The sequence below is a fragment of the Rugosimonospora acidiphila genome, assembly GCF_039543385.1.
Lineage (GTDB): Bacteria > Actinomycetota > Actinomycetes > Mycobacteriales > Micromonosporaceae > Rugosimonospora > Rugosimonospora acidiphila.
The window spans coordinates 126588-149488 of the sequence record NZ_BAABJQ010000015.1 but is presented as its reverse complement, the minus strand read 5'-3'; the positions used below and the strand labels follow the sequence as shown (position 1 = coordinate 149488).

Sequence of the window (22901 nt, the reverse complement as noted above, 5' to 3'; positions counted from 1 at the left end):
TTCCCGCTGCTTGCCCAGGGTGCGGACGGCCCGATCAGGGTTTCCGCGAAGCCAAGAGCGAGCCAGACAATGGCTCATTCTTTCCCGGGGGTGCGATGGGCGCCGCGTGGGCGCTGGCGGGCGCCGGCTTCCGCCGCTATTCGACCTACCGCCAGGCCACTGTGGCCGGCGCGTTCACCAACACCGTGTTCGGTTTCCTGCGCTGCTACGTGATTCTGGGGGTGGCCGCCGCTGCCGGCGGTACGGCGGCCGGCTACCGCGGCTCGCAGCTGGTCACGTACGTCTGGGTCGGCCAGGGACTGCTTGCCGTGGTGCAGATGTGGGGCTGGACCGACCTGGCCGACCGGATCCGCACCGGCGACGTCCAGTCCGACCTGCTCCGGCCGGTCAATACCGTGGCCAGCTACCTGGCCACCGATCTGGGTCGGGCCGGCCACGCCGCGCTCACCCGCTTCGTGGTACCCACCGTGGTCGGCGCGCTGTGCTTCGGCATGTATTTCCCGCACGCGCCGCTGGGCTACCTGGCGTTCCTGGTCAGCGCGCTGGTCGCGGTGGTGGTCTCGTTCGGGGTGCGCTACCTGGTCAACCTGACCGCCTTCTGGCTGCTGGACATCCGAGGCGTGATCACCCTGTGGCAGCTCGGCTCCAACGCGCTCAGCGGCCTGTACTTCCCGCTGGCGTTCCTGCCCGGCTGGGCGCAGGGCGTGCTGTGGCTCGGCACGCCGTTCCCGGCGGCGTTCCAGGCGCCCATCGACATCCTGGTGGAGCGCGGCAGCGTGGCGCACCGCTCGCTGCTGCTGCTCGACCAGGGGTGCTGGGCCGCGCTGCTGATCGGGGCCTGCCTGCTCGTGCAGCGGCGGGCCGAACGGAAGCTGGTGGTGCAGGGTGGCTGAGCACGACCCTCCCGGCGCTCTCGCCGGCTACCGGCAGCTCCTTGCCGCGCAGGTGCGCAGCCAGCTTCAGTACCGCGTCTCGTTCGTCATGGACATCCTCGGCAACCTGGTGCTCACGCTCGTGGACGTGGCGACCGTGGTGGTGCTGTTTCGCGTCACGCCAGTGCTGGGCGGCTTCAGCCTGCCCGAGGCACTGCTGATCAGCGGCCTGGCCAACCTGTCCTTCGCGCTGTGTGACCTGAGCGTCGGCAACATCGACACGATGCGGCTGTACATCCGGACCGGGCGCTTCGACGCGGTGCTGGCCCGGCCGCTGTCCGTGCTGCTCCAGCTGATCTGCGGAGACCTGGCGCTGCGCCGGTTCGGCCGGGTCGCGCAGGGCGTGGTGGTACTGGTGATCGCGTTGAACCTGGTACCCGTGCGCTGGACGTTCGCGCGCGCGGCGCTGCTGGTGCTGGCGCCACTGTTCGGCGCCGTGCTGTTCGCGAGCATCTTCGTGGCCGGCTCCACGGTGGCGTTCTGGTTCATCGAATCGGGGGAGTTCGCCAACTCGTTCACCTACGGCGGGCGCGACTTCAGTGCCTACCCGGCCACCGTGTACGCGGGCTGGTTCCGCAAAGCCTTCGCGTACGGGCTGGGGTTCGCCTTCGTCGCGTATTACCCGGCGCTGGCCATTCTCGGCAAGCCCGATCCGCTGGGCGGGCCGCGGCTGCTGTCCTGGTCGTCCCCGGTGGTGGCGCTGGCCGCGGCCGGTGTGGCGGCGCTGATCTGGCGTACCGGTATCCGTCACTACCGAAGCACGGGGTCCTGAAGACATGAGCGTGAGCGAGCGCGAACCCGTCATCCACACCGCCGACCTGCGCAAGGATTTCACCGTGTCGACCCGGGCGGGGCTGTTGCGCCGCACCCGGCGCACGGTCGCCGCGGTGGACGGCGTCAGCCTGAGGGTGGAGCGCGGGGAGATGGTCGGTTACATCGGCCCGAACGGCGCGGGCAAGTCCACCACGTTGAAGATGCTCACCGGCGTGCTGATGCCCAGCGGCGGCGAGCTGAGCGTGTGCGGCCTGCGTCCGGTGGCGCAGCGCACCAGGCTGGCCCGGCACATCGGCGTCGTGTTCGGCCAGCGCTCGCAGCTGTGGTGGGACCTGCCGCTGGCCGAATCGTTCCGGCTGCTCCGCTACATCTACCGGGTGCCGGCCGCCGACCACGCCTCGAGGCTGGGCGAGTGCCGGCGGCTGCTCGACCTCGATGGGTTTCTGGACACCCCGGTCCGGCAGCTGTCGCTGGGCCAGCGGATGCGCGGCGAGATCACCGCCGCGCTGTTGCACGCCCCCGCGGTGCTGTTCCTGGACGAGCCGACGATCGGCCTCGACGTGATCAGCAAGCAGGCGGTCCGAGCGTTCCTGGCCGACCTGGGCTCGCGCGGTGACACCACGCTGATGCTGACCACCCACGACCTGGCCGACATCGAGAAGCTCTGCCGTCGGCTGATCGTCATCGACCACGGCCGCGTCGTGCATGACGGTACCCTGCCGGAGCTGCACGCCCGATACGACTCGCGGCGCCGCGTCGTCGTCGACCTCGACACCCCTTGGACCGGCCGGGTGGAGCTGCCCGGCGTCGCCCCGGAGGCCGTCGAGGCGGACGGCTACCGGGTGACGTTCGGCCTGTCCGGCGGCACCGCCGGCGAACTGGTCGCGGCGCTGGCCCGGGACGGCGCCCTGCGCGACGTTTCGGTGCTGGAGCCGGACATCGAGGACGTGGTGGCCCGCCTCTACGCCGAGCCGACGCGCTGACACCGATCCGGCCCGGCCGCGGTCGAGGTGAGGGTGTCTCATGCATGCCTTTCCCGGATCCGGTCGACAGCGCCCGCGGGTACCAACTTTTGTTGGCGCCACCAAAGCTGGGCGGTGACCGGTGTGCGCGCCCCTACCATCGGGCATCGTGACGTGGCGCTGGGTCCGGGCATCGCGGCGTGCGGCGGCTCTGCTGGTCGCGGGTGCCGCCGTGCTGGGATGGTCGGCCACGGGCGCGGCGGCGGCGGTCCCGTACTGGCGGTACGCGTGGGACTACGGCGACGCGCCCGCCCGGTACCGCACGACGCTCGCGCAGGACGGGCCGCGCCACCTCATCACCGCCACCGCGACCGTGCTGACCATCGGCGCCACGGTCACCGGTGACCCCGACGGCCGTACCGACAACGGCGACGCGGACGACGGCCTGCCGGCCCCGGTGCGGTTGCCCGCCGGCGCGCCGAGGGTCACCGTGGCGGTTCGCAACACCACCGGGTCGGTCGCGCTGCTGGTCGGCTGGCTGGACTTCTCCGGCCGGGGATTCACCGGGCAGCAGCGGACCGCCGCGCTGGTCCCGCGCGGGGCGACCCGCGTGGTGCTGCGCTGGCACTCTCCGGCGCCCGGGCCGGGCGCCGGAGAGTTGCGGCTGCGGCTCTACCAGGGAGTGCCGCCCGACCCGGTGCCGGTCGGCCCGGCGTACGGGGGAGAGGTCGAGGACTACCGGGTGGTGCCACCGGCGGTCGTGACGCCGTCGCCCGGGCCGACCACCGCGTCGCCGGCTCCGCCGGTCAGCCCGCGCCCGACGCCAGATCCGTCCGCGCCACCACCCACCCCGCCACCACCCACCCCGCCACCACCCAGCTCGGCACCGGCCCGACCCGCCGCGCCCATCCGGGCGCCGGCGCGTCTGGCCGCCACTCGACCGGCCGCCACTCGACCGGCCACCGTCCGGCCGACGCCACGGGCGACGTCCCCCCGCCCGACCTCGCCGGCGACCGCTGCCACCGGGCCGGCGTCACCGTCCGTGGCGGCCGTCCCGATCGGGCACACCCGGCCCTGGACGCCGCGCCGCGGCCTGCCGGTGACCTGGTCGGTCGCGGTGCTGTTGGTGGTGCCCGCGGCGGTCGGCGCGGCACACGTCACCGGGCGGCGCCTCGCCCACCGAACGCGCTAGCCATCACCCGGAGGAGAGCATGCTGACCCTGTTGGCCGGTGCCGGCGTGATGGCGGGCGCGGCCGCCCTCAGCACGGGCGGCTTCCTGCTGGTGTCCCGGTACGTGCCGCAGCGGTGGTTGATCGCCGACGCGGACGCCGCCGGTGCGATCTACGCGAGCATCGGGATGGTGTACGCCATCCTCATCGCCATCGCGGCGATCGCCGTGTGGGAGCCGCACGACGACGCGGGCCAGTCCACCCGCCAGGAGGCCGGCGACCTGTCCGAGGCGTACCTGTCGGCCGGGCAGCTCGATCCGGCGAGCGCCCACCGGATCCGGTCGCTGATCATCGGCTACGGCGAGTCGGTGGTGCGTCAGGAGTGGCCGGTGCTGCGCGCGCGGCACCGGGGTGATCCGGCCACCGAGGCGCAGTTCGACCAGCTCCGCGTTGCCGCGGTAGCGGTGCGGCCCGAGGGCGACCAGCAGGCGCAGGCGTACCAGGACCTGCTGGACCGGTTGCGGGACGCGGGCGACGCGCGGCGGGTCCGGCTGGCCGCCGCGGATTCGAGCATGCCGTCGCTGCTGTGGCCGGCGCTCGTGATGGGTAGCGCGGTGACCATCGCGTTCCTGTACCTGTTCGGGCTGGCGCGCACGTTCCCGAACGGCCTGATGATGGCGACGGCCGCCGCGATGATGGCGCTGTCGCTGTTCGTGATCTATCAGGTGGAGTTCCCGTTCAGCCGGGCGCTGTCGATCGGGCCCGGCCCGATCGAGGCGGCGGTCGCGGCGCTCACCGGCCCGTCGTGAGCGGCACTGTACGCTCGGTGGTCGAGACCGATACTCTGCGCAGTAATGCGTATTCCGGATTTATCGCTCGGCCGGCGGATCGCTCTGGCGCGGGAGCGCCGGGGGTTGTCCCGCCGGGCGCTGGGCGACCTGATCGGTCGCAGTGCCGAGTGGGTGCGCCAGGTCGAGCGCGGCGACCGGGCGGTGGATCGGCTGTCGGTCCTGCTGCGGCTGGCTTCCGTGCTGAACGTCGCCGACGTCGCCGGGTTCGTCGACTGCGCCGTGACGCGGCACGCGCCGGCACCCCGGCCGTCGCTGGACACCACGGCACTGCGCGACGCGGTGTTCGCCCTACCGCCCGTCCCGGCGCGATCGGCGGGTGCGATACCGGTCGCGTTCGGCGACCCGGTCGCGTTCGGAGACCCGGCCGCATCGCCGGACCGGCCCGGGGCGGGACCCGGTACCCGGCCTGGGCCGGGTGCGCCGGCCGGCGGGCTCGGCGAGGAGGTGACCCGGCTGTGGGCGCAGTGGCGGGAATCGGCCGAGCCGTACAGCCGCACCCTGGGCCGGCTGCCCGGTGTGCTGCACGCGCTCCGGCCGCCCGGCGGGGAGGTCGCCGCGCACGCGTACCGGCTCGCCTGCCTGCTGGCCGGCCGGCTCGGCGATCAGACGGTGGCGCTGGCGGCCGCGCAGCGCGCGATGGCGGCCGGGCGCGATGGCGGCTGCGCGTGCGCGTCGGCTGTCGCGATCGGCGCGTACGCCGACACGCTGGTGCGCCTCGGCGCCACGGACAGCGCCGAGGCGGCCTGCGGCAGCGCACTGTCCACAGCGGACGGCTGCGGGTGCGGGCTGCGCCCGGCTGTGACCGGTCGGCTGCACCTGACCGCCGCGCGTGCCGCCACCGCCCGGCACTGCGCGCCCGCGGCCCGCCAGTGGCTGGCCAGCGCCGCCGGGTACGCCCGGCGGCCGACGCCGGACGATCCCCGGTTCGCGTTCAGCGCCCAGGACGTCGCCCTCCACGCGGTCCGCGTGGCGCTGCGGCTGGGCCAGCTGCGCGACGCGGTGCGCCTGTCGCGCCGGGTCGACCCGGACAGCGTCGCCGGACGGGCCGAGCGCAGCCGCGGCTACCTGACCCTGGCCCGCCTGCACGCCCGCGCCCGCAACGCACCGGCGACCGTGCTCGCGCTGAGCAAGGCGGAGGCGGCGTGTGCGGAGGAGGTGCGGATCGACCCGTTCGTCCGGCAGGCCGTCGCCGACCTGCTGGGGCGCGACGACGATGCGCTGGTACGCGCCGACGTCCGGGCGCTCGCGGCCCGCATCGGCCTGGCCTGACCCTCGGGCAGGGCATAACGGAACACTGTATAGCAATAGCCGCATGTGTCATGTACCCGTCCTTACACGCTATTGGCTGACTTATCACTGACATGCGACATTGCCTGTGCCCCCCTCGATCCATCACAGTCCCTTCGACGAAGGAGCGGCTCGCGGTGTCGGTAACCCAATCGGAGAAGTTCTCGGACAACACGCTGAACGGAAACGCCCCCAGCAGCCTGAGCACGGCTGCGGCGCGCAACCTGGCAACCACCACCAAGTCCGCTCCCCAGATGCAGGAGATCACCTCTCGCTGGCTGCTGCGGGTGCTGCCGTGGGTCGAGGTCACCGGCGGCACCTACCGGGTGAACCGGCGCCTGTCCTACGCGGTCGGCGACGGGCGGCTCACCTTCACCAACACCGGCGCGCAGGTGCGCGTGGTCCCCGCCGAACTGGCCGAGCTGCCGCCGCTGCGGGGCTTCGAGGACGAGGACGTCCTCAGCTCGCTGGCCGATCGGTTCGAGCAGCGCGAGTACGCGCCGGGAGAGGCCATCGTGCAGGCCGACACGGCTATCGACCGGATCCTCGCCATCGCGCACGGCAAGGTGACCAGGCTCGGCGCCGGCGAGTACGGCGGCCACAGCGTGCTGGGCGTGCTCGCCGACGGCGATTACCTCGGCGACGCGGCGATCGTCAGCCGGGAGGCCCGATGGGACGCCACCGTGCAGGCCGCGACCGCCTGCATAGTCCTCGAGCTGCCGGTGGCCGCGCTGCGCAACCTCATCGACCGGGCGCCGGCGCTGCGCGCGCACCTCGACGCGTTCGTGGCGGCGGCCGGCAAGCCGCAGAACAAGCTCGGCGAGGCGGCCATCGAGACGGTGGCCGGGCACAGCGGCGAACCGCCGCTGCCCACCACCTTCGTCGACTATGAACTGTCGCCCCGCGAGTACGAGCTGTCCGTGGCGCAGACCGTGCTTCGGGTGCACACCCGGGTCGCCGACCTGTACAGCCAGCCGATGAACCAGCTCGAACAGCAGCTGCGGCTGACCGTCGAGGCGCTGCGCGAGCGGCAGGAGCACGAGCTGGTCAACAACCGCGAGTTCGGCCTGCTGCACAACGCGGACCTGCGGCAGCGCATCCACACCCGGTCCGGCCCGCCGACCCCGGACGATCTGGACGAGCTGCTCTCGCGGCGCCGCAGCACGCGCTTCATCCTGGCGCACCCGAGGGCGATCGCCGCGTTCGGGCGGGAGTGCAACCGGCGCGGCCTCTACCCGACCAGCACCGAGCTGACCGGGCACACGGTGCCGGCCTGGCGCGGGGTGCCGATCCTGCCCTGCAACAAGATCCCGATCAGCGGTACCCGCACCACCTCGATGATCGCCATGCGTACCGGCGCCGAGGATCAGGGCGTCATCGGGCTGCACCAGACCGGGCTGCCGGAGGAGTACGAGCCAAGCCTGTCCGTGCGGTTCATGAGCATCGACGAGAAGGCCGTGATGAACTATCTCGTGAGCGTGTACTTCTCGGTGGCGGTGCTGGTGCCGGACGCGCTCGGCGTGCTGGAGGGCGTGGAGGTCGGCCACTACGGCGACCTGCCGCAGGTGCCGACGCCCCGGGCCGGGAGCTGACCGGTGACCGGGACCGAAGCGCCATCCGGTGGGCGGGTGGCACCGCCCGCCCGGCCGGCGCCGGGGAGGCGGTGAGCCGGTGCCCGCGTTCACGCTGCCGGACTTCTACCTGCCGCACCCGGCCCGGCGTAACCCGCACGAACAGCACGCCCGCGAGCACACCACGGCGTGGGCGCGCCGGATGGGCCTGCTGGACTGCCCGGCGCCGTCCGGCGGGCTGGTCTGGGACGAGGCCGACCTCGCCGCGCACGACTACGCGTTGATGTGCGCGTTGACCCACCCCGACTGCGACGCCGAGACGCTGGCTCTGATCACCGACTGGTACGTGTGGGTGTTCTTCTTCGACGACCACTTCCTCGAACTGTTCAAGCAGAGCCGCGACATCGAGGGTGGCCGCCGGTACCTGGGACGGCTGGAGGAGTTCCTGGGGCCGGCGACCCGGCAGCCGGAGAACCCGGCCGAGACGGCGCTGGCCGACCTCTGGGCCCGTACCGTGCCCGCCCGGTCGGACGGTTGGCGGGAGCGGTTCGTCGCCGTCACCCACAACCTGATGGTCGAGTCGCTGTGGGAGCTGGACAACATCTCCCGGCACCGGGTGGCCAACCCGATCGAGTACATCGAGATGCGCCGCCGGGTCGGTGGTGCGCCCTGGTCGGCGACGCTCGTCGAGGTGGCCACCGGCGCCGAGGTGCCGGCGTCGCTTTCCGAGACCCGGCCGCTGCGGGTGCTGCGGGACACCTTTTCCGATGGCATCCACCTGCGCAACGACCTGTTCTCCTACGAACGGGAGGTGACCCGCGAGGGCGAAAACGCCAACGCCGTGCTGGTGTTCGAACGGTTCCTCGACGTGCCCGCGCAGCGCGCCGCGGACCTGGTGGGCGAGCTGCTCACCTCGCGGCTGCAACAGTTCGAGCACACCGCGCTCACGGAGATCCCGTTGCTGTTCGCCGAGCGCGGCACCCCGCCGCACGAGCAGGTCGCGGTGTGCCGGTACGTTCAGGCGCTGCAGGACTGGCAGGCCGGTGGCCACGAGTGGCACACCAGATCCAGCCGGTACACGAAAATCATCCGGCGGCCGCCGGTGCTTGTGCCGGGGCTGTCCGTCCCATATTCGCTCGCGTCCTCGGGGCTCGGACGGCGGATCGCCGCACACGACCACGTGCTGGCCGACCGGCGGGTCGGGCACCTGCCGCTGCCCGACCTGTACATGCCGTTCCGGTTCCGGGTCAGCCCGCACCTGGCCGGGGCCCGCCGGCACACGGCGCGGTGGGCCGCGGACATGGGCATGTTCGCACCGGTCGCCGGCCGTCCGATGTGGACAGCCGGGCTGTTCGCCGGCTTCGATCTCGCGTACTGCGCGGCGATGATCGCGGCCGACGCGACACCCGAGCAACTCGACCTCGCGGCTGACTGGCTCAGCTGGGGGACCTACGGCGACGACCTCTACCCGGTGCGGTGGGGCCGGGTCGGCGACTTCGTCGGGGCCAAGGTGGCGACCGCACGCTTGTCGCTGTTCATGCCGTTGGACGGCGGGGCGCCGGCCGGCACGCCCACCTCGCCGCTGGAGGCCGGCCTGGCCGACCTCTGGCGGCGCACCGCGGGCCCGATGGCTCCGCAGGAGCGCCACCCGTTCCGCGCCGCCGTGGAGGACATGACCTCGGCGTGGCTGTGGGAGATGGCCGGCGAGGCGCAGCGGCGCGTCCCGGACCCGGTGGACTACGTCGAGATGCGGCGGGCCACCTTCGGGTCGGAGCTGACGGCCGGCCTCGCCCGGCTGCGGCTGGCCACCTCGGTGCCGCCGGAGCTGTTCGACACGCGCGTCGTGAGGCAGCTCACCAACGCGGCGCAGGACTACGCGTGCCTGGTCAACGACCTGTTCAGCTACCAGAAGGAGATCGAGTACGAGCACGAGCTGCACAACCTGGTCTTCGTCCTGGAGCGCTTCCTCGGCTGCGCCGCGGCCACCGGCCGGGACCTCGTGGCGAAGCTGATGCGGGAACGGATGCGCCAGTTCGAGCACCTGGTGGCCGTTGAGCTCCCGGCGCTCTTCGAGCACGACCGCCTCGATGAGGCCACCCGCGCCGCGCTCATCGGCTACGCGGACCAGCTCAAGGACTGGTTGTCGGGGATCCTGGAGTGGCACCGCGCGAGCGCCCGGTACGCACCGGGTGCCCTCGCCGCGCGGTTCGGCCGGGCCGCCATGGTTCCCGCGCCGGCCGGTGGCCGAGATCGATCGACGGTCTTCGTGGCGGGGTGATTGACGCGGCTCGCCGGGGTCCGTACTGTCAAGGTCACGTGATGGTGTGAGGAAGCTGGTGAGAGTCCAGCACGGTCGCGCCACTGTGAGCGAGTCACCCGGGTCGGGTGGTTCGTGAGTCAGATACTTCGCCGTCGCGTTGCCCCGTTGGAAGAGGGACGCAAGATCCCTGAAGGAGGCCCGTCGTGAGTTCTGTTTCTGGTTCCCGGGAAACGTCGACGCCGCTGGTGTTGCCGGTGTCGAAGTCGGTGCTCTGGTTGGCCGGCACGGTCGTGCTGGCGCTTCTGGTGTATTACTTCATCGGGGTGGACCAGGGCGCCTTGTCGATCTTCGGTAGTGACATGCACGTGCACGAGTTCGTCCACGACGGCCGGCATTTCCTCGGCTTCCCCTGCCACTGACGGCGATCAGCGGACGGGTGGACAACCGAACATGGAGAAGAGACTGATCCTGCGCGGCGTGCTCGCCGGCGCGGTGGGTGGTCTGCTGGCGTTCGTCTTCGCACGGATTTTCGCGGAGCCGGTGATCCAGCGGGCGATCAATTACGAGAGCGGCCGGGACGCCGCGCAGGAGGCGCTGGACAAGGCGGCCGGGTTGCCGATGCCAGCCGACGGTCCGGATATCTTCAGCCGGACCATCCAGGCGGACGTGGGCATCGGCGTGGCGCTGATTTTCTTCGGGATGGCGATGGGTGCGCTGTTCGCCGTGGCGTACTGCGTGTGCCTGGGGCGTACCGGTCGGCTGCGACCCCGACCGTTGGCGATGCTGGTGGCGGCGGGCGGTTTCCTGGGCATGTACCTGGTGCCGTTCCTGAAGTATCCGGCCAACCCGCCGGCGATCGGGCACCCGGACACCATCCGGCAGCGGGGCTTCCTGTACCTGTTGATGGTGGGTTGCACGCTGGCGCTGCTGATTCTGAGCGTGTGGTTGGGCAAGCGGCTACGGCCACGGTTCGGCAACTGGAACGCGAGCCTGTTGGCGGGTGGGGTGTTCGTCGTCGCGGTCGGGATCGTGATCGTGATCCTGCCGTCGTTGGGGCACCTGGCGGCCAACCAGTCGTATGGCAACCACCTGACCGAGACGCCGCAGCCGTTGACCGATTCGGGCGGGCACATGGTGTACCCGGGTTTCCCGGCCGACGCGCTGTTCAGCTTCCGGCTGTACTCGGTGGCCGCGCAGTTGCTGATGTGGACCGCCATCGGTCTGGTGTTCGGCCCGCTGGCCGCCCGGCTGCTGGAGCCGAGCGCGGCCGCGGCGTCTCGGGGACGGCAACCCGAGCCGGTCGGCGCCTGACCCCGATCCGGAAACCCGTAGGGTCAAGGCCGTGCCACCCGATCAGCTGGGCCCCGAGGTCGACGCCGGACCTGTGCTGCGCGCCGCCGCGCGGATCGGCCCCTACTTCGCCTGGGAGCCGGGGGACGGCGGGCCCGACTGGCGACCGCTGCGGGAGCTGCTGGACGCCGAGGTGATCGCGGAGCGGGTTGCCGCCGGGCGGCGGGCACTGGCGCGGATGTCCGGGCTGGGCATCGAGGACCTCGGCGAGCGGGTGGTCGCCTCGATCGTCTTCCTCGGCCTGGCGTCCCGGCTGCTGTCGCCGCCGCTGGCCGCCGTGGCGGTCGGGGGCGCGCTGCCGCTGCCGGACGCCCGCCGGATGTGGTGGCGTCCGGTCGATGGCGGACCGATCCCGATCGCCTATCGAGGTCTCGTCGCCGTCGACCGCGCCGGTCACGACGCCGCTGCCGTCGCGGACGCGCTGACCCGTACGGCGATCCGGGGCCTGGTCGAGCCGGTGCTCGACGCCTTCCGCGACCGATTCGGCGTCTCGCCACACGTGCTGTGGGGCAACGTGTCCTCGGCGCTGGGCGGCGCGGCTGGGATGATCGCCGATGCGATGCCCGGCCACGCCGAGGCGGCGGCGGCCGTCGTCGAGCGGGCGCTTGCCCTGCCCCCGCTGCGCGGCACCGCCACCCTGGCCCGCCCCGACCCCGGCCGGGCACGCTGGTTCCTGGTGCGGCGCAACTGTTGCCTGTACTACCGCATCCCGGGCGGCGGTACGTGCGGCGACTGCGTGCTCACGCCGGAGCCGATCCGGCGGCGGCAGTGGCAGGCGGTGCTCAACCGCTGACCGCACCACCACCGCCGGATCACCACTACCGCCGCGCCACCTCCGTGCTACGACCGCCCGGCGGCCAGGAGCTCGGGCAGCTCGGCGATCGTGATGACGTCTGCCTGCCGCGGAAAGATCTTGCGGGTCAGCAGGTCGTGTACCTCGTGGTCCGGGTCGGCGCTGCCGTCCGAGAGGACGAGCACCCGGTAGTCGCGGTCGGCCGCGTCGCGGACGGTGGACAGCACGACGCCGCTGGTGCTGACGCCACCCAGGATCAGCGTCGTGACGCCCCGGTCGCGCAGCTGCCGGTCCAGATCCGTGGTGGAGAAGGCGCCCACCCGGGTCTTGCGGACCACTATGTCGCCGGACCGGGGCGCGACCTCGTCGTGCACGGCGGACTCGGGCGAGTCGTTGCGCAGGTAGCCGCCACCGTGGAGCCGGGCGAACGTCTTGTTCTCCGGCGGGATCGCCGAATAGTCCTGGTCCTCGAACGCCACCCGCACGTAGCCGACGTGCGCGCCGCTGTCGCGGGCCGTGGCGATGGCGCCGGACAGCCGGGACAGCAGCGCGTCGGCGTCCGCGAGCGAACCGAGGATCGCCGGCTGCAGGTCCATCACAAGCAGCGCGGTGCGCCGCGGGTCGAGGACGGGGGAGGGGTCGGTCACTGGTGCTCCTTGTTGTGCTCCGGCGCGCGGGTCGCGGCCGGGGGTCTCGGGCCGCGCGGAATTCCGTAGGCGGCGATCGGCGAGGGTCATCAGCAGCGCCACGGCGGCGACCACGACCAGGATGATGGCGATCAGGTGCAGGCCGCCGTCGGTGACCCTGGTGCGGAAGGTGATTTCGGTGAGCGTGGCGGAGGCGATGGAGCCGATGTAGCTGAACGTGCGGAGCAGGCCGGACGCGGTGCCGACCTGCTCGGGTGGCGCCTGTGCGTACAGGGCGGTCTGGTTGCCGACCGAGGTGGTGCCGATGGTGATCCCGAAGATCAGCGTGACGCCGATGAACAGGATCGCCGGGCTGTGCGAGGTGAACAGCAGCACCCCGAGGGAGCCGAGGAGCATCGAGGCGGCGGCGGCGATCAGCGGCCCGCGTACCAGGTTGCGCCGGGACACCGGTCGCGAGATGACGGCCGACAGGACGCCCATCGGGAGGATGATCAGGCCGGCCTCCTCGGCCGAGTATCCCCGCCCGGCCTCCAGCCACTGGCTGATGCCGTACAGCACCGTGTACACGCCGAGCAGGGTCAGCCCGCTGCGCAGGTACGTGCGGGTCAGGGCGGCGTTGGCGATGAGCTGGCGTACGTCGAAGAACGGCGTCGCCACGCGCAGCTCCCACCAGACCAGGGCCGCGCCGACCACGACCGTCACGGCCAGCGCGACGAAGTTCGGGTGCGGCAGCGACATGAGGAAGACCAGCAGGGCGGTCATCGCTCCGCCGAAGCCGGCGATGCCGGCCGCGTCGATGCGGGCCGCCACCGCGCGGGCCCGTTTCGGGCCGTCGACCGGCCGGTCCCGGGGAATCCAGAACGCCGCCATGGCCAGCGCGACCAGGGTGAGCGGAATATTGATCAGGAATGCCGACCGCCAGCCGAACGAGCCCACCAGCAGCCCGCCGATCGGCGGGCCCACCGCGATGGTGGCCAGCCCGGCGATGGCCAGCCCGCCCAGCACGCCGCCGGGCGGGGCGTCCAGGCCGGCCCACGCCGCTCGGCGACGGATCAGCAGCATCGCCGACGGGTACCCGGCCGAGGTGCCGATGCCGATCAGCACCCGCGCCACGACCAGCATCGCCAGGTCCCGGCTCAGGCCGCCGAGCACGCCCCCGGCGAGCACGATGACGATGCCGCTGAGGAACACCCGGCGCGGCCCGAAGACCTCGGCCAGCTTGCCGGCCGTGGGCTGCGCGATCGCGCTGGCCAGATACAGCGCCGAGACCAGCAGCGCGGTGCGGCCGACCGAGACGTGCAGGGCCACCGCGATCGGCACCAGCGCGGTGGCGATGACGGAGCTGTTGACCGGGTTGAGCGCGGAGCCCATGAACAGCGGGGTGACGAACTTCCACCCGAAGGCGTCGGCCGGGTCCGTCCGGCCGCCGCCCGTGGTCGTCGAGGTCATCGGATCTCGATCTCGGGGCGCAGGTCGGCGGCGGCGAGCCGCTCCAGCAGCTCGATGGCGGTGTCGAGGCTGGCCCGTTCCTCCGGGGCGATGATCTTGTCGATCGCCCGGACGAGCCAGGCCTCCCGGGAGGCCAGCAGCGAGTCGTGCTGTTCGCGGCCGGCGTCGGTCACACTGATCATGACCTTGCGGCGGTCGCTGGCATCGGGCGCGGTGCCCACCAGGCCGGCGGCCTTCAGGGCGGCCACGCTCTGCGCGATGGCCTGCTGGCTCACGTGCTCGGTGGCGGCCAGGGCGGTCGCCGTCGCCGGGCCCTCCTCGATCAGGCGGGACAGCAGCGCGAGCTGGGTGAGCGTGAAGCCCGTCCGGGTGATCCCCGCCTCCTCGCGCAGCCTGGAGCGCAGCCGCTTCAGCGCGACGGACAGCCGCACCGCCACCTCTGCCGTGGTCCGATCGATCCTTGCTTTGTCCACGCGGTCCACGGTAGCAAAAAGACAAGCTACTTGTTAAACCAGGGTGTTGGTCTGATCCGCGAACGGGTGGGCGGGACGGGCGGGTGTGGTGCCGGCATCGCCCGGTGGGCGGCGCGGTTGGCATATAGCCAATGGTTCATGTCGCCGGTGGTTTCCGAGGCGCCGGAATACGCGAGGCGCCGGAATACGCAGGTGACAAGATCGGTCTTCCGTGCCCCGCGCCGACTGGATACGGTTGCCCGGCAGCGGCATCGCCACATATCAATAGCAGCGATGCCGCTGCACGCCGTTCCGTCGACTAGGAAGGACCACGGGTGTCTCAGCAGACCCGGCGCATGAGACGTGCCAAACGCCTCGCCGCCCCCCTCGTGCTCGCATGCCTGTCCGCCACCCTGCTCAACGGCACCGCCTCGGCCGCTGGCGGCCACACCGACCAGGTGGCCGCGGGCTCACACTGGTCCATCACCCGCGTCGCCGGTGGCTTTCGGGTCACCCTCGACCTCGACCGGCCGCTGCCGGTCACCGCGAGCGCGCCGAGTCTCGCCGCCGACGGCCAGAGCCTCGGGCCCGCGACGGAGTCCGCCGACGGGCGGTCGCTGTCGCTGGTGACGACCGACGCCTCGGTGCTGACGGCCAGCTCGGTCACGACCGACGCGACGGTGGACGGCACGGCCGGCGCGAGCGCACCGGAGCCGACCGCACCGGACCCGACCGCGCCCGGCGCGGGCGCCGACCGCTCCGCACCGCAGGGCACCCCGAAAGTCCTGCCGGTCGACCCGTCGACGCCCGGACCCCACCGCGTCGCCGAGGCCGTCTACGACTTCGGCGACCAGGCGATCCCCCTGCTGAACATCGGCGGCATCCGCGGTGAGTTGGAGGGGAAGATCTACCTGCCGGACGGCGGCGGCCGCCATCCGGTGGTGATCTTCGAGCACGGCCGGCACTCGTCGTGCTACGGCAGTGGAAAGCCCAACCCGGCCGGCTGGCCCTGCCTCACCTCGCCGACCAGTACCGAGCAGCGGTTCCCGATCCCCAGCTTCCTCGGGTACGACGCGCCGGCCCGCGCGCTGGCCAGCGACGGGTACGTGGTGGTCTCCATCTCCGCCAACGCCATCAACGCCAGCGACAACCAGCTTGCCGCCGACTACGGCGCACAGGCCCGCGGTGAACTCATCCTCGACACGTTGCGGATGCTGAAGAAGGCCGACGCCGGAGCGCCGGCGGTGTACCACGACGCGTTCACCGACCGGGACGTGAATCTCGGCGAGGCCCTGAACGGTGACGTCACGCCGGCCGACCTGATCGGCAGGTTCAACTTCGGCGACGTCGGCATCATGGGCCACTCGCGGGGCGGCGAGGGTGTGGTCGCCGCGTCCACGCTCAACGACGCGCTACCGGTCGCACAGCAGTTCGGCATCCGCGCGGTGCTGCCGCTGGCGCCGGTCGACTACGACCGTATCTCGCTGCCGAACGTGGCGACCGCGACCGTCCTGCCGTACTGCGACGGCGACGTGGAGAACCTGATGGGTCAGCACATCGTCGACGACTCGCGGCACGCCTTCGCGGACAACGTGCTGCGCTCGGCGGTGCTGGTGATGGGCGCCAACCACAACTACTTCAACACCATCTGGACCCCCGGCGGCTGGCCGTCGGGTACCTCCGACGACTGGGCCGCCGCGGATGGCGCCGACGATCCGGTCTGCGACCCGTCGTCGACGACCACGACCCGGCTCAGCCCGACCCAACAGGTCGCGGTGGAGACCGCGTACGTCGCCGGGTTCTTCCGGCTCACCCTGGGCAACGAGCGGCAGTTCCAGCCGCTGTTCGACGGTTCGGCCGTGACCGCGCCGTCGACCGCGTTCGCGCACATCACCACGACCGCCACCCAGCCGGCGAAGTCGCGGGTGGACATCAACACCTTCGAGCGGTCCGGTTCCGGCGTCCGCGTGCTCGGCGACGCCACCGCGCACGTCTGCGCCAGCATGGGCGGGTCGGGCGGGGTGGAGTTGCCCCAGGCACAGCCGTTCTGCACCACGACGCTGAACGAGGCGGCGGTGCCGCACTGGTCGCCGGCCCAGTGGGCGTGGAACGATCCGTCGTCACCGATGCTGCACCTGACCTGGGCGTCGCGGACCGGCCAGGCCCGGGTGACGGTGCCGCCCGCGGCGCGCGACGTGCGGGGGTACGACCAGATCTCGGTGAAGGTGGCGGCGGACGAGTTCGTCTCCACCGGTACCGACCTGACCATCACGGTCGTCGACGGGTCCGGGCGCACCTGGTCGGCACCGGTCTCCGCGCTCAACCCGCAGGCGGTCACCCGGATGCCGGGGGTCAGCTCGCCGTGGCTGCGCAAGGTGATCCTCCAGCAGGTGACGATCCCGACCTCGGCGCTTGCCGGGATCAACCGGCGCGACGTGCGCGAGGTGCGGTTCACCGGCGCGCGGGGCGCCGACGGTACCGACTCCGGCGGCGTCTACCTCTCCGACCTCTCGTTGGAGGACCGTGCGGTCGGTGCCCGGGTACCGGCGCAGCAGGCGACCGTGAACGTGGCGGCGGCGCGCGTCGAGGAGGGCTCCGGCCCGGGTACGGCGAGGGTCGCGGCCGTGCTGTCCCGCCGTGTCGACCATCCGGTGACCGCCGACGTGAGCGTGTTCGGCTCGGCCACCGGTAAGGCCGGCGTGACGATGCGGCAGGTCACCTTCGCCCCGGGGCAGGTGTGCGTGCCGGTGACGGTGCCGACGTACGGCGACGCGCTGCCCAGCGCGACGGCGTCCACGTCGTTCAAGGTCTCCGCCACCGACGTCACCGGAGCGGTGATGGGTGATCACGGCTTCGGTACCCTGACCGTCCGCGAGGACGACGGGGTCACCGGGGGCACTCCGGCGCCCGAGGTCGGTGTCGCGGGCGACCCGTGCCGGGAGTACGCGGCGTCGCTGACGCCGGGCCGGTTCCAGGTGACCGGTACCGTCGCCGGCGCCACCACCACGCTGCGCGGCAGCGGGTACCGGGCCGGGGAGAGCGTCGAGTTCACACTCGGCGCCACCTCGCTCGGCCGGGCGGTCGCCGACGGTGCCGGCCGGGTCCGGCTGGTGACCACCATCCCGGCCGATACCCCGAGCGGCACCGCCACGTTCACCGCGACCGGTGCCGGCTCCGGCTACGTCACCAAGGCGATCCAGCACGTGCGATCGGCGCACTGAGGGCCGACCCGCGGGCCCGCCGTGGTCGGGGATATCCCGGCCGCGGCGGGCCCGATGCCCGCCGGTAGGGCGGCGTCCCGCCGTCGAATCGGCGCAAAGTCCCGGAAATGACGGCGCAGTCGGTCGCTTCCGGCATTCGACGTAGATCACGATCTTATCGTCCCCGGAGCGCGGACCTCGCGGCTCGCGAATTCCTGGATCGCTCTGTGATGCGCGTGCGCGATGGGCTCGAAGGCACGTAAGATGGCGTCCCAACCCACCGCTGGCGCGTCCGGCTCCCACCGGCGGCCGTTCCGGCGAAATGGGTCGCGGACCGCGACTCGATCGAGCGCCGATAGCGCGCCGATGCTCGGGCCACGCCGACGCACCCCGACCACGGGTGTGCTCTCCCCTAGGGGTTCGGTCCCGCACCACTACCCGCGCCGCGATGAACCTAACCGATCCGTCCGCCGACCCGCCTTCGACGGCCCACTCGCGCCCATAGGGGTTGTCGGTATCGTCGCCGATTTTTACGGTCGCGGTGAGGAATTTTCCCTGGCCGGTCGACGTCCGGTGGTTGATTCCCCGCGCCGAACGCCATCGCCACAACCCTGGCCTTGGAGACCGCACCTCGGGGGAGGATCCAGTGACCGTAGCCATAGCCGTGGGGCGCGACCTCGCGCCACCCGTCGCGTCCGATCGCCGGGATCCGTTCGTCCGGCTGGCCAACCTGTTCGACGCCGGATCGGTGGAGCCGCTGTACCCGGCCGACACCAGCGGTGCACGGGTCGTGCGGGGCACCATCGACGGCCGGCGGGCGTACGCGTACTGCGCGGACGGCGCCCGCATGGGCGGGGCGATCGGGGACGACGCCGCCACCCATATCGTCGCGGCCATCGACGCCGCCGTGCGCGACCGGGCGCCGGTCATCGGCGTGTGGCACTCGGGCGGCGCCAAGCTCGCCGGCGGCGTGCAGTCGTTCGAGGGCATGGGTCGCATGTTCGTGGCCATGACCCGGGCCTCGGGCCGGGTGGCGCAACTGTCCATTGTGGTGGGACCGGCGACGGGCGCGGCCGCGTACGGCCCGGCGCTGACCGACCTCATCGTCACGTGCCGCACCGACCGGGTGTTCGCGACCGGACCCGACGTGGTGCACGGCGTCCTCCGCGAAGAGCTCGATCTGGAGCCGCCGGGCGGCACCGTCGCGCACGGCCGCCCCGGGGTGGTACGTGTGACCACCGACGACGAGTCCGAGGCCTACCGGCTGGCTCGGGGCCTGGTGACCCTGTTCTCCCCGCCGGACGGCGACGCGTCGGGCGAGCCGAGGTGGTCGTGATGGGCTCGAAGCCGGTCGCGAGGGAGGTCCTGGACCCGACCGGGCCCCGTGGCCGCGTCACCGAGGCGCCGAGCCGAGCCGCCGCCGGGCCGGGGCGACCACGGCAACATTCCGCTGTGACGCGCCGAGCGCGCCAACCGAGGCGGTACCACCGTGCGTTGGCGATGACCTAGCGCGTTCCCGAACTGGAGTGTTGCGATGCTTGAGGAACTGCTGCCGCCCTCGGTCTCCTGCCGGGAGACCCGGGAGGACCGCGAGGTCCCGCTGTTCCCGGCGGAACAGGTGATCATCGCCAATGCGGTGGAGAAGCGCCGCCGGGAGTTCGTGACCGGCCGATGGTGCGCCCGCTTCGCCATGCAGCAACTGGGCCTGCCGCCCACGCCCATCGTGCCGCACGGGCCGCAGGGCGAGCCGAGCTGGCCGGCGTCCATCGTCGGCAGCATCACCCACTGCATCGGGTACCGTGCGGCCGCCGTGGCCCGCCGGTCGGATCTGATGACGTTGGGCATCGACGCCGAACCCAACGAGCCGCTGCCCGGCGGCGTGCTGGAGGCCGTGTCGCTTCCTTCGGAGCGCAGCGAACTGGCCCGCATCAACGGCCTGGACGGGGTGTGCTTCGACCGGCTGCTGTTCTCGATCAAGGAATCGATCTACAAGGCCTGGTATCCGCGTACGCACAAGTTCCTGGACTTCACCGACGCGGCGGTCAGCATCGTCCCGCACCAGGGGACGTTCACGGCGCGGATCCTGGCGCCGCCGGCGCGGATCGCCGGCACCCGGATCTCCGGCTTCACCGGCCGGTGGCTGGCCCGCGACGGGCTGCTCCTCACCGCGATCGGGCTGCCCCATTCGCTGGCCGAGACCGGGCGGAAACCGGCAACCGGTATGCGCCGCAGCGGCACTTCGGTTGGTTCGTAGGGGTACCCATACGGGTTCCTGTCTCGGTGTGACCTTCCTAACCTCGAATTATCGCGTTAGCCGCCCGGGAGGCAGGAAGGTCATTCGGGACGAGAGGAGAGTGTCGCCGATCGGGCGGCATCGCGATCACTGATCCGATGCGATGGAGGTTACGATCATGAATTACCGTCGGAACGACATCGTCGAGGTGAGTCTGCAGGGCGGCCCCGAGCGCCTTCCGCTGTCGCTGCGCACGCAGCGAGTGGCCGCCGACGACCTGCGCGTCAAGATCGAATTCTACGGCCGGTACGAGCATTTCGAGCGGCTCACCGTGGAGTCGCCCGGCGTGCCCCCCGTCTTTCAGTGGACCGGCACTACCCGGATCGCTGAGTAGGAATCGCGCCCGTCCGCTGCCCGAGGCGGCCGGTCCACGGCGTCGCCGAGAGACTGGCTCACCCGACTCTGTAGGCCGGTAGTGCCGGCCGGCCCCCGCCGGCGCTACCGGCCTTCGTCGTGCCCGTGACCTGCGCGGATGGGGCGACGATAGCGGCGGGCGCGATGGGATGGGGCGGCGATAGCGATTTGATAAGGAGGCCGGAGAAGCTGGGTAAAGCCGATCACCGGGCAATCGGAACCCGATACCCGTGGACGGTTCGTCCTCAAAGGTTGGGTGGTAGCGATGAACGTTTCGGCGCGCGCGCTCGATGGTATGTACGGCCGCTCCGCGGCCGGGGTCCCGGCCCGCATCGAACGCGTGACCGATGGCGGCTGGATGCCGGTCGCCTTCGGCGAGACCGACGCGGATGGCTTCATCGTCGACTGGAGCGAGAACAAGTTCGAGCGCACCGCCCACCGGATCATCTTTGACAGCGACCGCTACTTCGCTGGCCAAGGTGTGAAGGCTGCGTACCCAGAAGTCTCCGCCACGTTCCGCATCGCCGACGACTACGACACGTACCAGATCCAGGTAGTGCTGTGCCCGGCCTCGTACACGATGTACTTCGGAACGCACGGTTGATGGTGGCCGCGTTGCCTCGCGCCGGCGCCATTGTCACACCCCGCGAGGAGGACCATCGTGAACAACAACACCAGTCCGGCTCATCGGTACCGGCCCGCCGGTACCGTGGTGCTGCCGGACCGAGCCTGGCCGAACCGCCGCCTCACCCAGGCGCCTCGCTGGCTGTCGACGGATCTGCGGGATGGTAACCAGTCCCTGGTGAACCCGATGTCCCCGGAGCGGAAGCTGTCCATGTTCCGGCTCCTCGTGGAGCTCGGGTACAAGGAGATCGAGGTCGGGTTCCCGGTCGCCAGCCAGGATGACCACGACTTCCTGCGGTTGCTCATCGAGCACGACCTGATCCCGGACGACGTGCGCATCTCGGTGCTGACGCAGGCCCGCGACGAGCTCATCCGCCGCACGGTGGAGAGCCTGGTCGGGGTGCGCGCCGCGACCATCCACATCTACAACGCCACCTCGCCGGTGTTCCGGTCGGTCGTGTTCGACATGACCCGCGACGAGGTGCGCGATCTCGCCGTGACCGGCACCCGGCTGATGATGAAGTACGCCGACCGGACCCTGGCCGGCACCGATCTGGGTTACCAGTACTCCCCGGAGCTGTTCAACGACACCGAGCTGGACTTCTCGCTGGACGTCTGCGAATCGGTGATGGACGTGTGGGAGCCCGGCCCGGGCCGGCCGATCATCCTCAACTTCCCGACCACCGTCGAACGGACGATGCCGAACGTCTTCGCCGACCAGATCGAGTGGATGGACCGCAACCTGTCCCGCCGGGAGCACCTGTGCCTGTCGGTGCACCCGCACAACGACCGTGGTACCGGCGTGGCCAGCGCCGAACTGGCGATGCTCGCCGGCGCCGAGCGCGTGGAGGGCTGCCTGTTCGGCAACGGGGAGCGGGCCGGCAACGTCGACCTGGTGACCCTGGCGCTGAACCTGCTCACCCAGGGCGTCGACCCGACCGTGGACTTCAGCGACATCAACCGGGTCCGGCGGGTCGTCGAGGAGTGCAACGGGATAGCCGTGCACCCGCGTCACCCGTACGGCGGCGACCTCGTGTACACCGCGTTCTCCGGGTCGCACCAGGACGCCATCAACAAGGGCTTCGCCACCCGGACCCGGGCCGTCACCGCCGCCGGGGACCCCGACGCGGTGCCGTGGCAGGTGCCCTACCTGCCGCTGGACCCGGCCGACGTGGGCCGCACGTACGAGAGCGTGATCCGGATCAACAGCCAGTCCGGCAAGGGCGGCGTGGCGTACACGCTGAGTTCCCGGTACGGGCTGCACCTGCCGCGGGAACTCCAGATCGAGTTCGCCGGGCACGTCCAGCGGGCCGCCGACCGCGATGGCGGCGAGCTGTCCCCGGAACGGATCTACGACCTGTTCCTGCGGACCTATCGCGGGCCGCAGGGCCCGTTCGTGCCGGAGCTCGATGGTGCCGTGCCGGCCTGGCTGCATGTCGACGGCGGTGGGTTCGCGGTCGGCGCCGCCCGCGCCGATGAGGTGCAGGCCGTCATCTCCGATCTGGATCAGTGGGGCGTGCGGGTGCGCGGCCTGGAGCGGACCGTGGCGACCGAGATCGTCGGTGCGGCCGGCTACGCCGTGTATGCCGACTGCGACGTGCGCGGCCAGCACTGGTGGGGCGTGGGCCTGGACCCGGATCCGCGGCGGGCCGCGCGGGCGGCGGTCGGTGCTGCCCTGTCCCGGGCCCGAGAGGTCAACCTGACCTGTCTACCCCCGGCAGCGACCCCGGCCGCGCCCAACGCGCCCGTGGCGCAGAATCGGGCCGCCTCCGCGACGCCCAACCGGGCGCCCGCCGTGACGCCGAACCGGGCGCCCTCGATGGCCCGTGGTGGGCGTCCGCTGGCCGGCGCGACGTGGCGATAGTGCCGCGATAGTCCTTCGAGAACGCCGCCGGGCACCCTGTAAGTAGGCAACCGGAACTCGTGGCGTAG

At 71.9% G+C, this 22901-nt stretch carries 19 protein-coding genes and 1 riboswitch; of the genes, 17 read left to right on the top strand and 2 right to left on the bottom strand.

All coding sequences use genetic code 11. The annotated features are described in order from the left end of the window. Positions 1 to 95 precede the first annotated feature (95 nt). The 11 genes from ABEA87_RS24195 (at position 96) to ABEA87_RS24145 (ending at position 11950) form a co-directional block, all read left to right on the top strand. On the top strand, positions 96 to 893 hold the full coding sequence (locus tag ABEA87_RS24195) for an ABC transporter permease (RefSeq protein ID WP_345633121.1): 798 nt from the start codon (positions 96 to 98) through the stop codon (positions 891 to 893). Next, positions 886 to 1704 carry an ABC transporter permease gene (locus tag ABEA87_RS24190; RefSeq protein ID WP_345633120.1) on the top strand — a complete coding sequence of 273 codons (819 nt, stop codon included), beginning with the start codon at positions 886 to 888 and terminating at the stop codon, positions 1702 to 1704. The genes ABEA87_RS24195 and ABEA87_RS24190 overlap by 8 nt, the downstream gene beginning before the upstream one ends. A gap of 4 nt (positions 1705 to 1708) precedes the next feature. Next, positions 1709 to 2689: an ABC transporter ATP-binding protein gene (locus ABEA87_RS24185; RefSeq protein WP_345633118.1), complete on the top strand. Its 981-nt coding sequence runs from the start codon at positions 1709 to 1711 to the stop codon at positions 2687 to 2689. A gap of 148 nt (positions 2690 to 2837) precedes the next feature. Next, positions 2838 to 3860: a hypothetical protein gene (locus ABEA87_RS24180; RefSeq protein WP_345633116.1), complete on the top strand. Its 1023-nt coding sequence runs from the start codon at positions 2838 to 2840 to the stop codon at positions 3858 to 3860. A gap of 19 nt (positions 3861 to 3879) precedes the next feature. After that, positions 3880 to 4647: a bestrophin-like domain gene (locus ABEA87_RS24175; RefSeq protein WP_345633114.1), complete on the top strand. Its 768-nt coding sequence runs from the start codon at positions 3880 to 3882 to the stop codon at positions 4645 to 4647. A gap of 45 nt (positions 4648 to 4692) precedes the next feature. Then, on the top strand, positions 4693 to 5958 hold the full coding sequence (locus ABEA87_RS24170) for a helix-turn-helix domain-containing protein (protein WP_345633112.1): 1266 nt from the start codon (positions 4693 to 4695) through the stop codon (positions 5956 to 5958). Between the two features lie 155 nt (positions 5959 to 6113). Continuing rightward, entirely contained in the window at positions 6114 to 7568 is a 1455-nt protein-coding gene (locus ABEA87_RS24165; RefSeq protein WP_345633110.1) for a family 2B encapsulin nanocompartment shell protein, read from the top strand. A 79-nt stretch (positions 7569 to 7647) separates the two neighbouring features. Then, positions 7648 to 9825 (top strand): terpene synthase family protein, encoded by a 2178-nt coding sequence (locus ABEA87_RS24160; RefSeq protein WP_345633108.1) that lies wholly within the window; start codon positions 7648 to 7650, stop codon positions 9823 to 9825. Positions 9826 to 9850: 25 nt separating this feature from the next. Next, positions 9851 to 9975, top strand: a riboswitch (cobalamin riboswitch). Positions 9976 to 10010: 35 nt separating this feature from the next. Next, positions 10011 to 10226 (top strand): CbtB domain-containing protein, encoded by a 216-nt coding sequence (locus tag ABEA87_RS24155; protein WP_345633107.1) that lies wholly within the window; start codon positions 10011 to 10013, stop codon positions 10224 to 10226. A gap of 31 nt (positions 10227 to 10257) precedes the next feature. Further along, complete coding sequence (locus tag ABEA87_RS24150; protein WP_345633106.1) at positions 10258 to 11118, top strand: CbtA family protein; 861 nt, start codon at positions 10258 to 10260, stop codon at positions 11116 to 11118. A 31-nt stretch (positions 11119 to 11149) separates the two neighbouring features. Continuing rightward, the gene (locus ABEA87_RS24145) at positions 11150 to 11950 is read left to right on the top strand and encodes a (2Fe-2S)-binding protein (protein ID WP_345633105.1); all 801 of its coding nucleotides are present in this window, start codon (positions 11150 to 11152) and stop codon (positions 11948 to 11950) included. A gap of 47 nt (positions 11951 to 11997) precedes the next feature. Here the strand turns inward: ABEA87_RS24145 and ABEA87_RS24140 are convergent, their stop codons facing one another. Together ABEA87_RS24140 and ABEA87_RS24135 are read right to left on the bottom strand one after the other, a co-directional pair. After that, positions 11998 to 14046, bottom strand: coding sequence for an MFS transporter (locus ABEA87_RS24140; RefSeq protein WP_345633104.1), 2049 nt, complete (start codon positions 14044 to 14046; stop codon positions 11998 to 12000). After that, entirely contained in the window at positions 14043 to 14519 is a 477-nt protein-coding gene (locus ABEA87_RS24135) for a MarR family winged helix-turn-helix transcriptional regulator (RefSeq protein WP_345633103.1), read from the bottom strand. The genes ABEA87_RS24140 and ABEA87_RS24135 overlap by 4 nt, the downstream gene beginning before the upstream one ends. Before the next feature lie 335 nt (positions 14520 to 14854). Between ABEA87_RS24135 and ABEA87_RS24130 the strand changes: the two genes are divergently transcribed. From ABEA87_RS24130 to ABEA87_RS24105, 6 genes are all read left to right on the top strand, one after another. After that, the gene (locus tag ABEA87_RS24130; protein ID WP_345633101.1) at positions 14855 to 17719 is read left to right on the top strand and encodes an alpha/beta hydrolase; all 2865 of its coding nucleotides are present in this window, start codon (positions 14855 to 14857) and stop codon (positions 17717 to 17719) included. A 625-nt stretch (positions 17720 to 18344) separates the two neighbouring features. Beyond that, entirely contained in the window at positions 18345 to 19034 is a 690-nt protein-coding gene (locus ABEA87_RS24125; RefSeq protein ID WP_345633100.1) for a carboxyl transferase domain-containing protein, read from the top strand. Between the two features lie 198 nt (positions 19035 to 19232). Next, positions 19233 to 19952 carry a 4'-phosphopantetheinyl transferase family protein gene (locus ABEA87_RS24120; RefSeq protein ID WP_345633098.1) on the top strand — a complete coding sequence of 240 codons (720 nt, stop codon included), beginning with the start codon at positions 19233 to 19235 and terminating at the stop codon, positions 19950 to 19952. Between the two features lie 157 nt (positions 19953 to 20109). Then, complete coding sequence (locus ABEA87_RS24115; RefSeq protein WP_345633096.1) at positions 20110 to 20325, top strand: DUF5988 family protein; 216 nt, start codon at positions 20110 to 20112, stop codon at positions 20323 to 20325. A gap of 285 nt (positions 20326 to 20610) precedes the next feature. Continuing rightward, the gene (locus tag ABEA87_RS24110) at positions 20611 to 20949 is read left to right on the top strand and encodes a hydroxyisourate hydrolase (RefSeq protein ID WP_345633218.1); all 339 of its coding nucleotides are present in this window, start codon (positions 20611 to 20613) and stop codon (positions 20947 to 20949) included. A 57-nt stretch (positions 20950 to 21006) separates the two neighbouring features. Further along, positions 21007 to 22833, top strand: coding sequence for a 2-isopropylmalate synthase (locus tag ABEA87_RS24105; RefSeq protein ID WP_345633094.1), 1827 nt, complete (start codon positions 21007 to 21009; stop codon positions 22831 to 22833). The last annotated feature ends 68 nt before the right edge of the window (positions 22834 to 22901 follow it).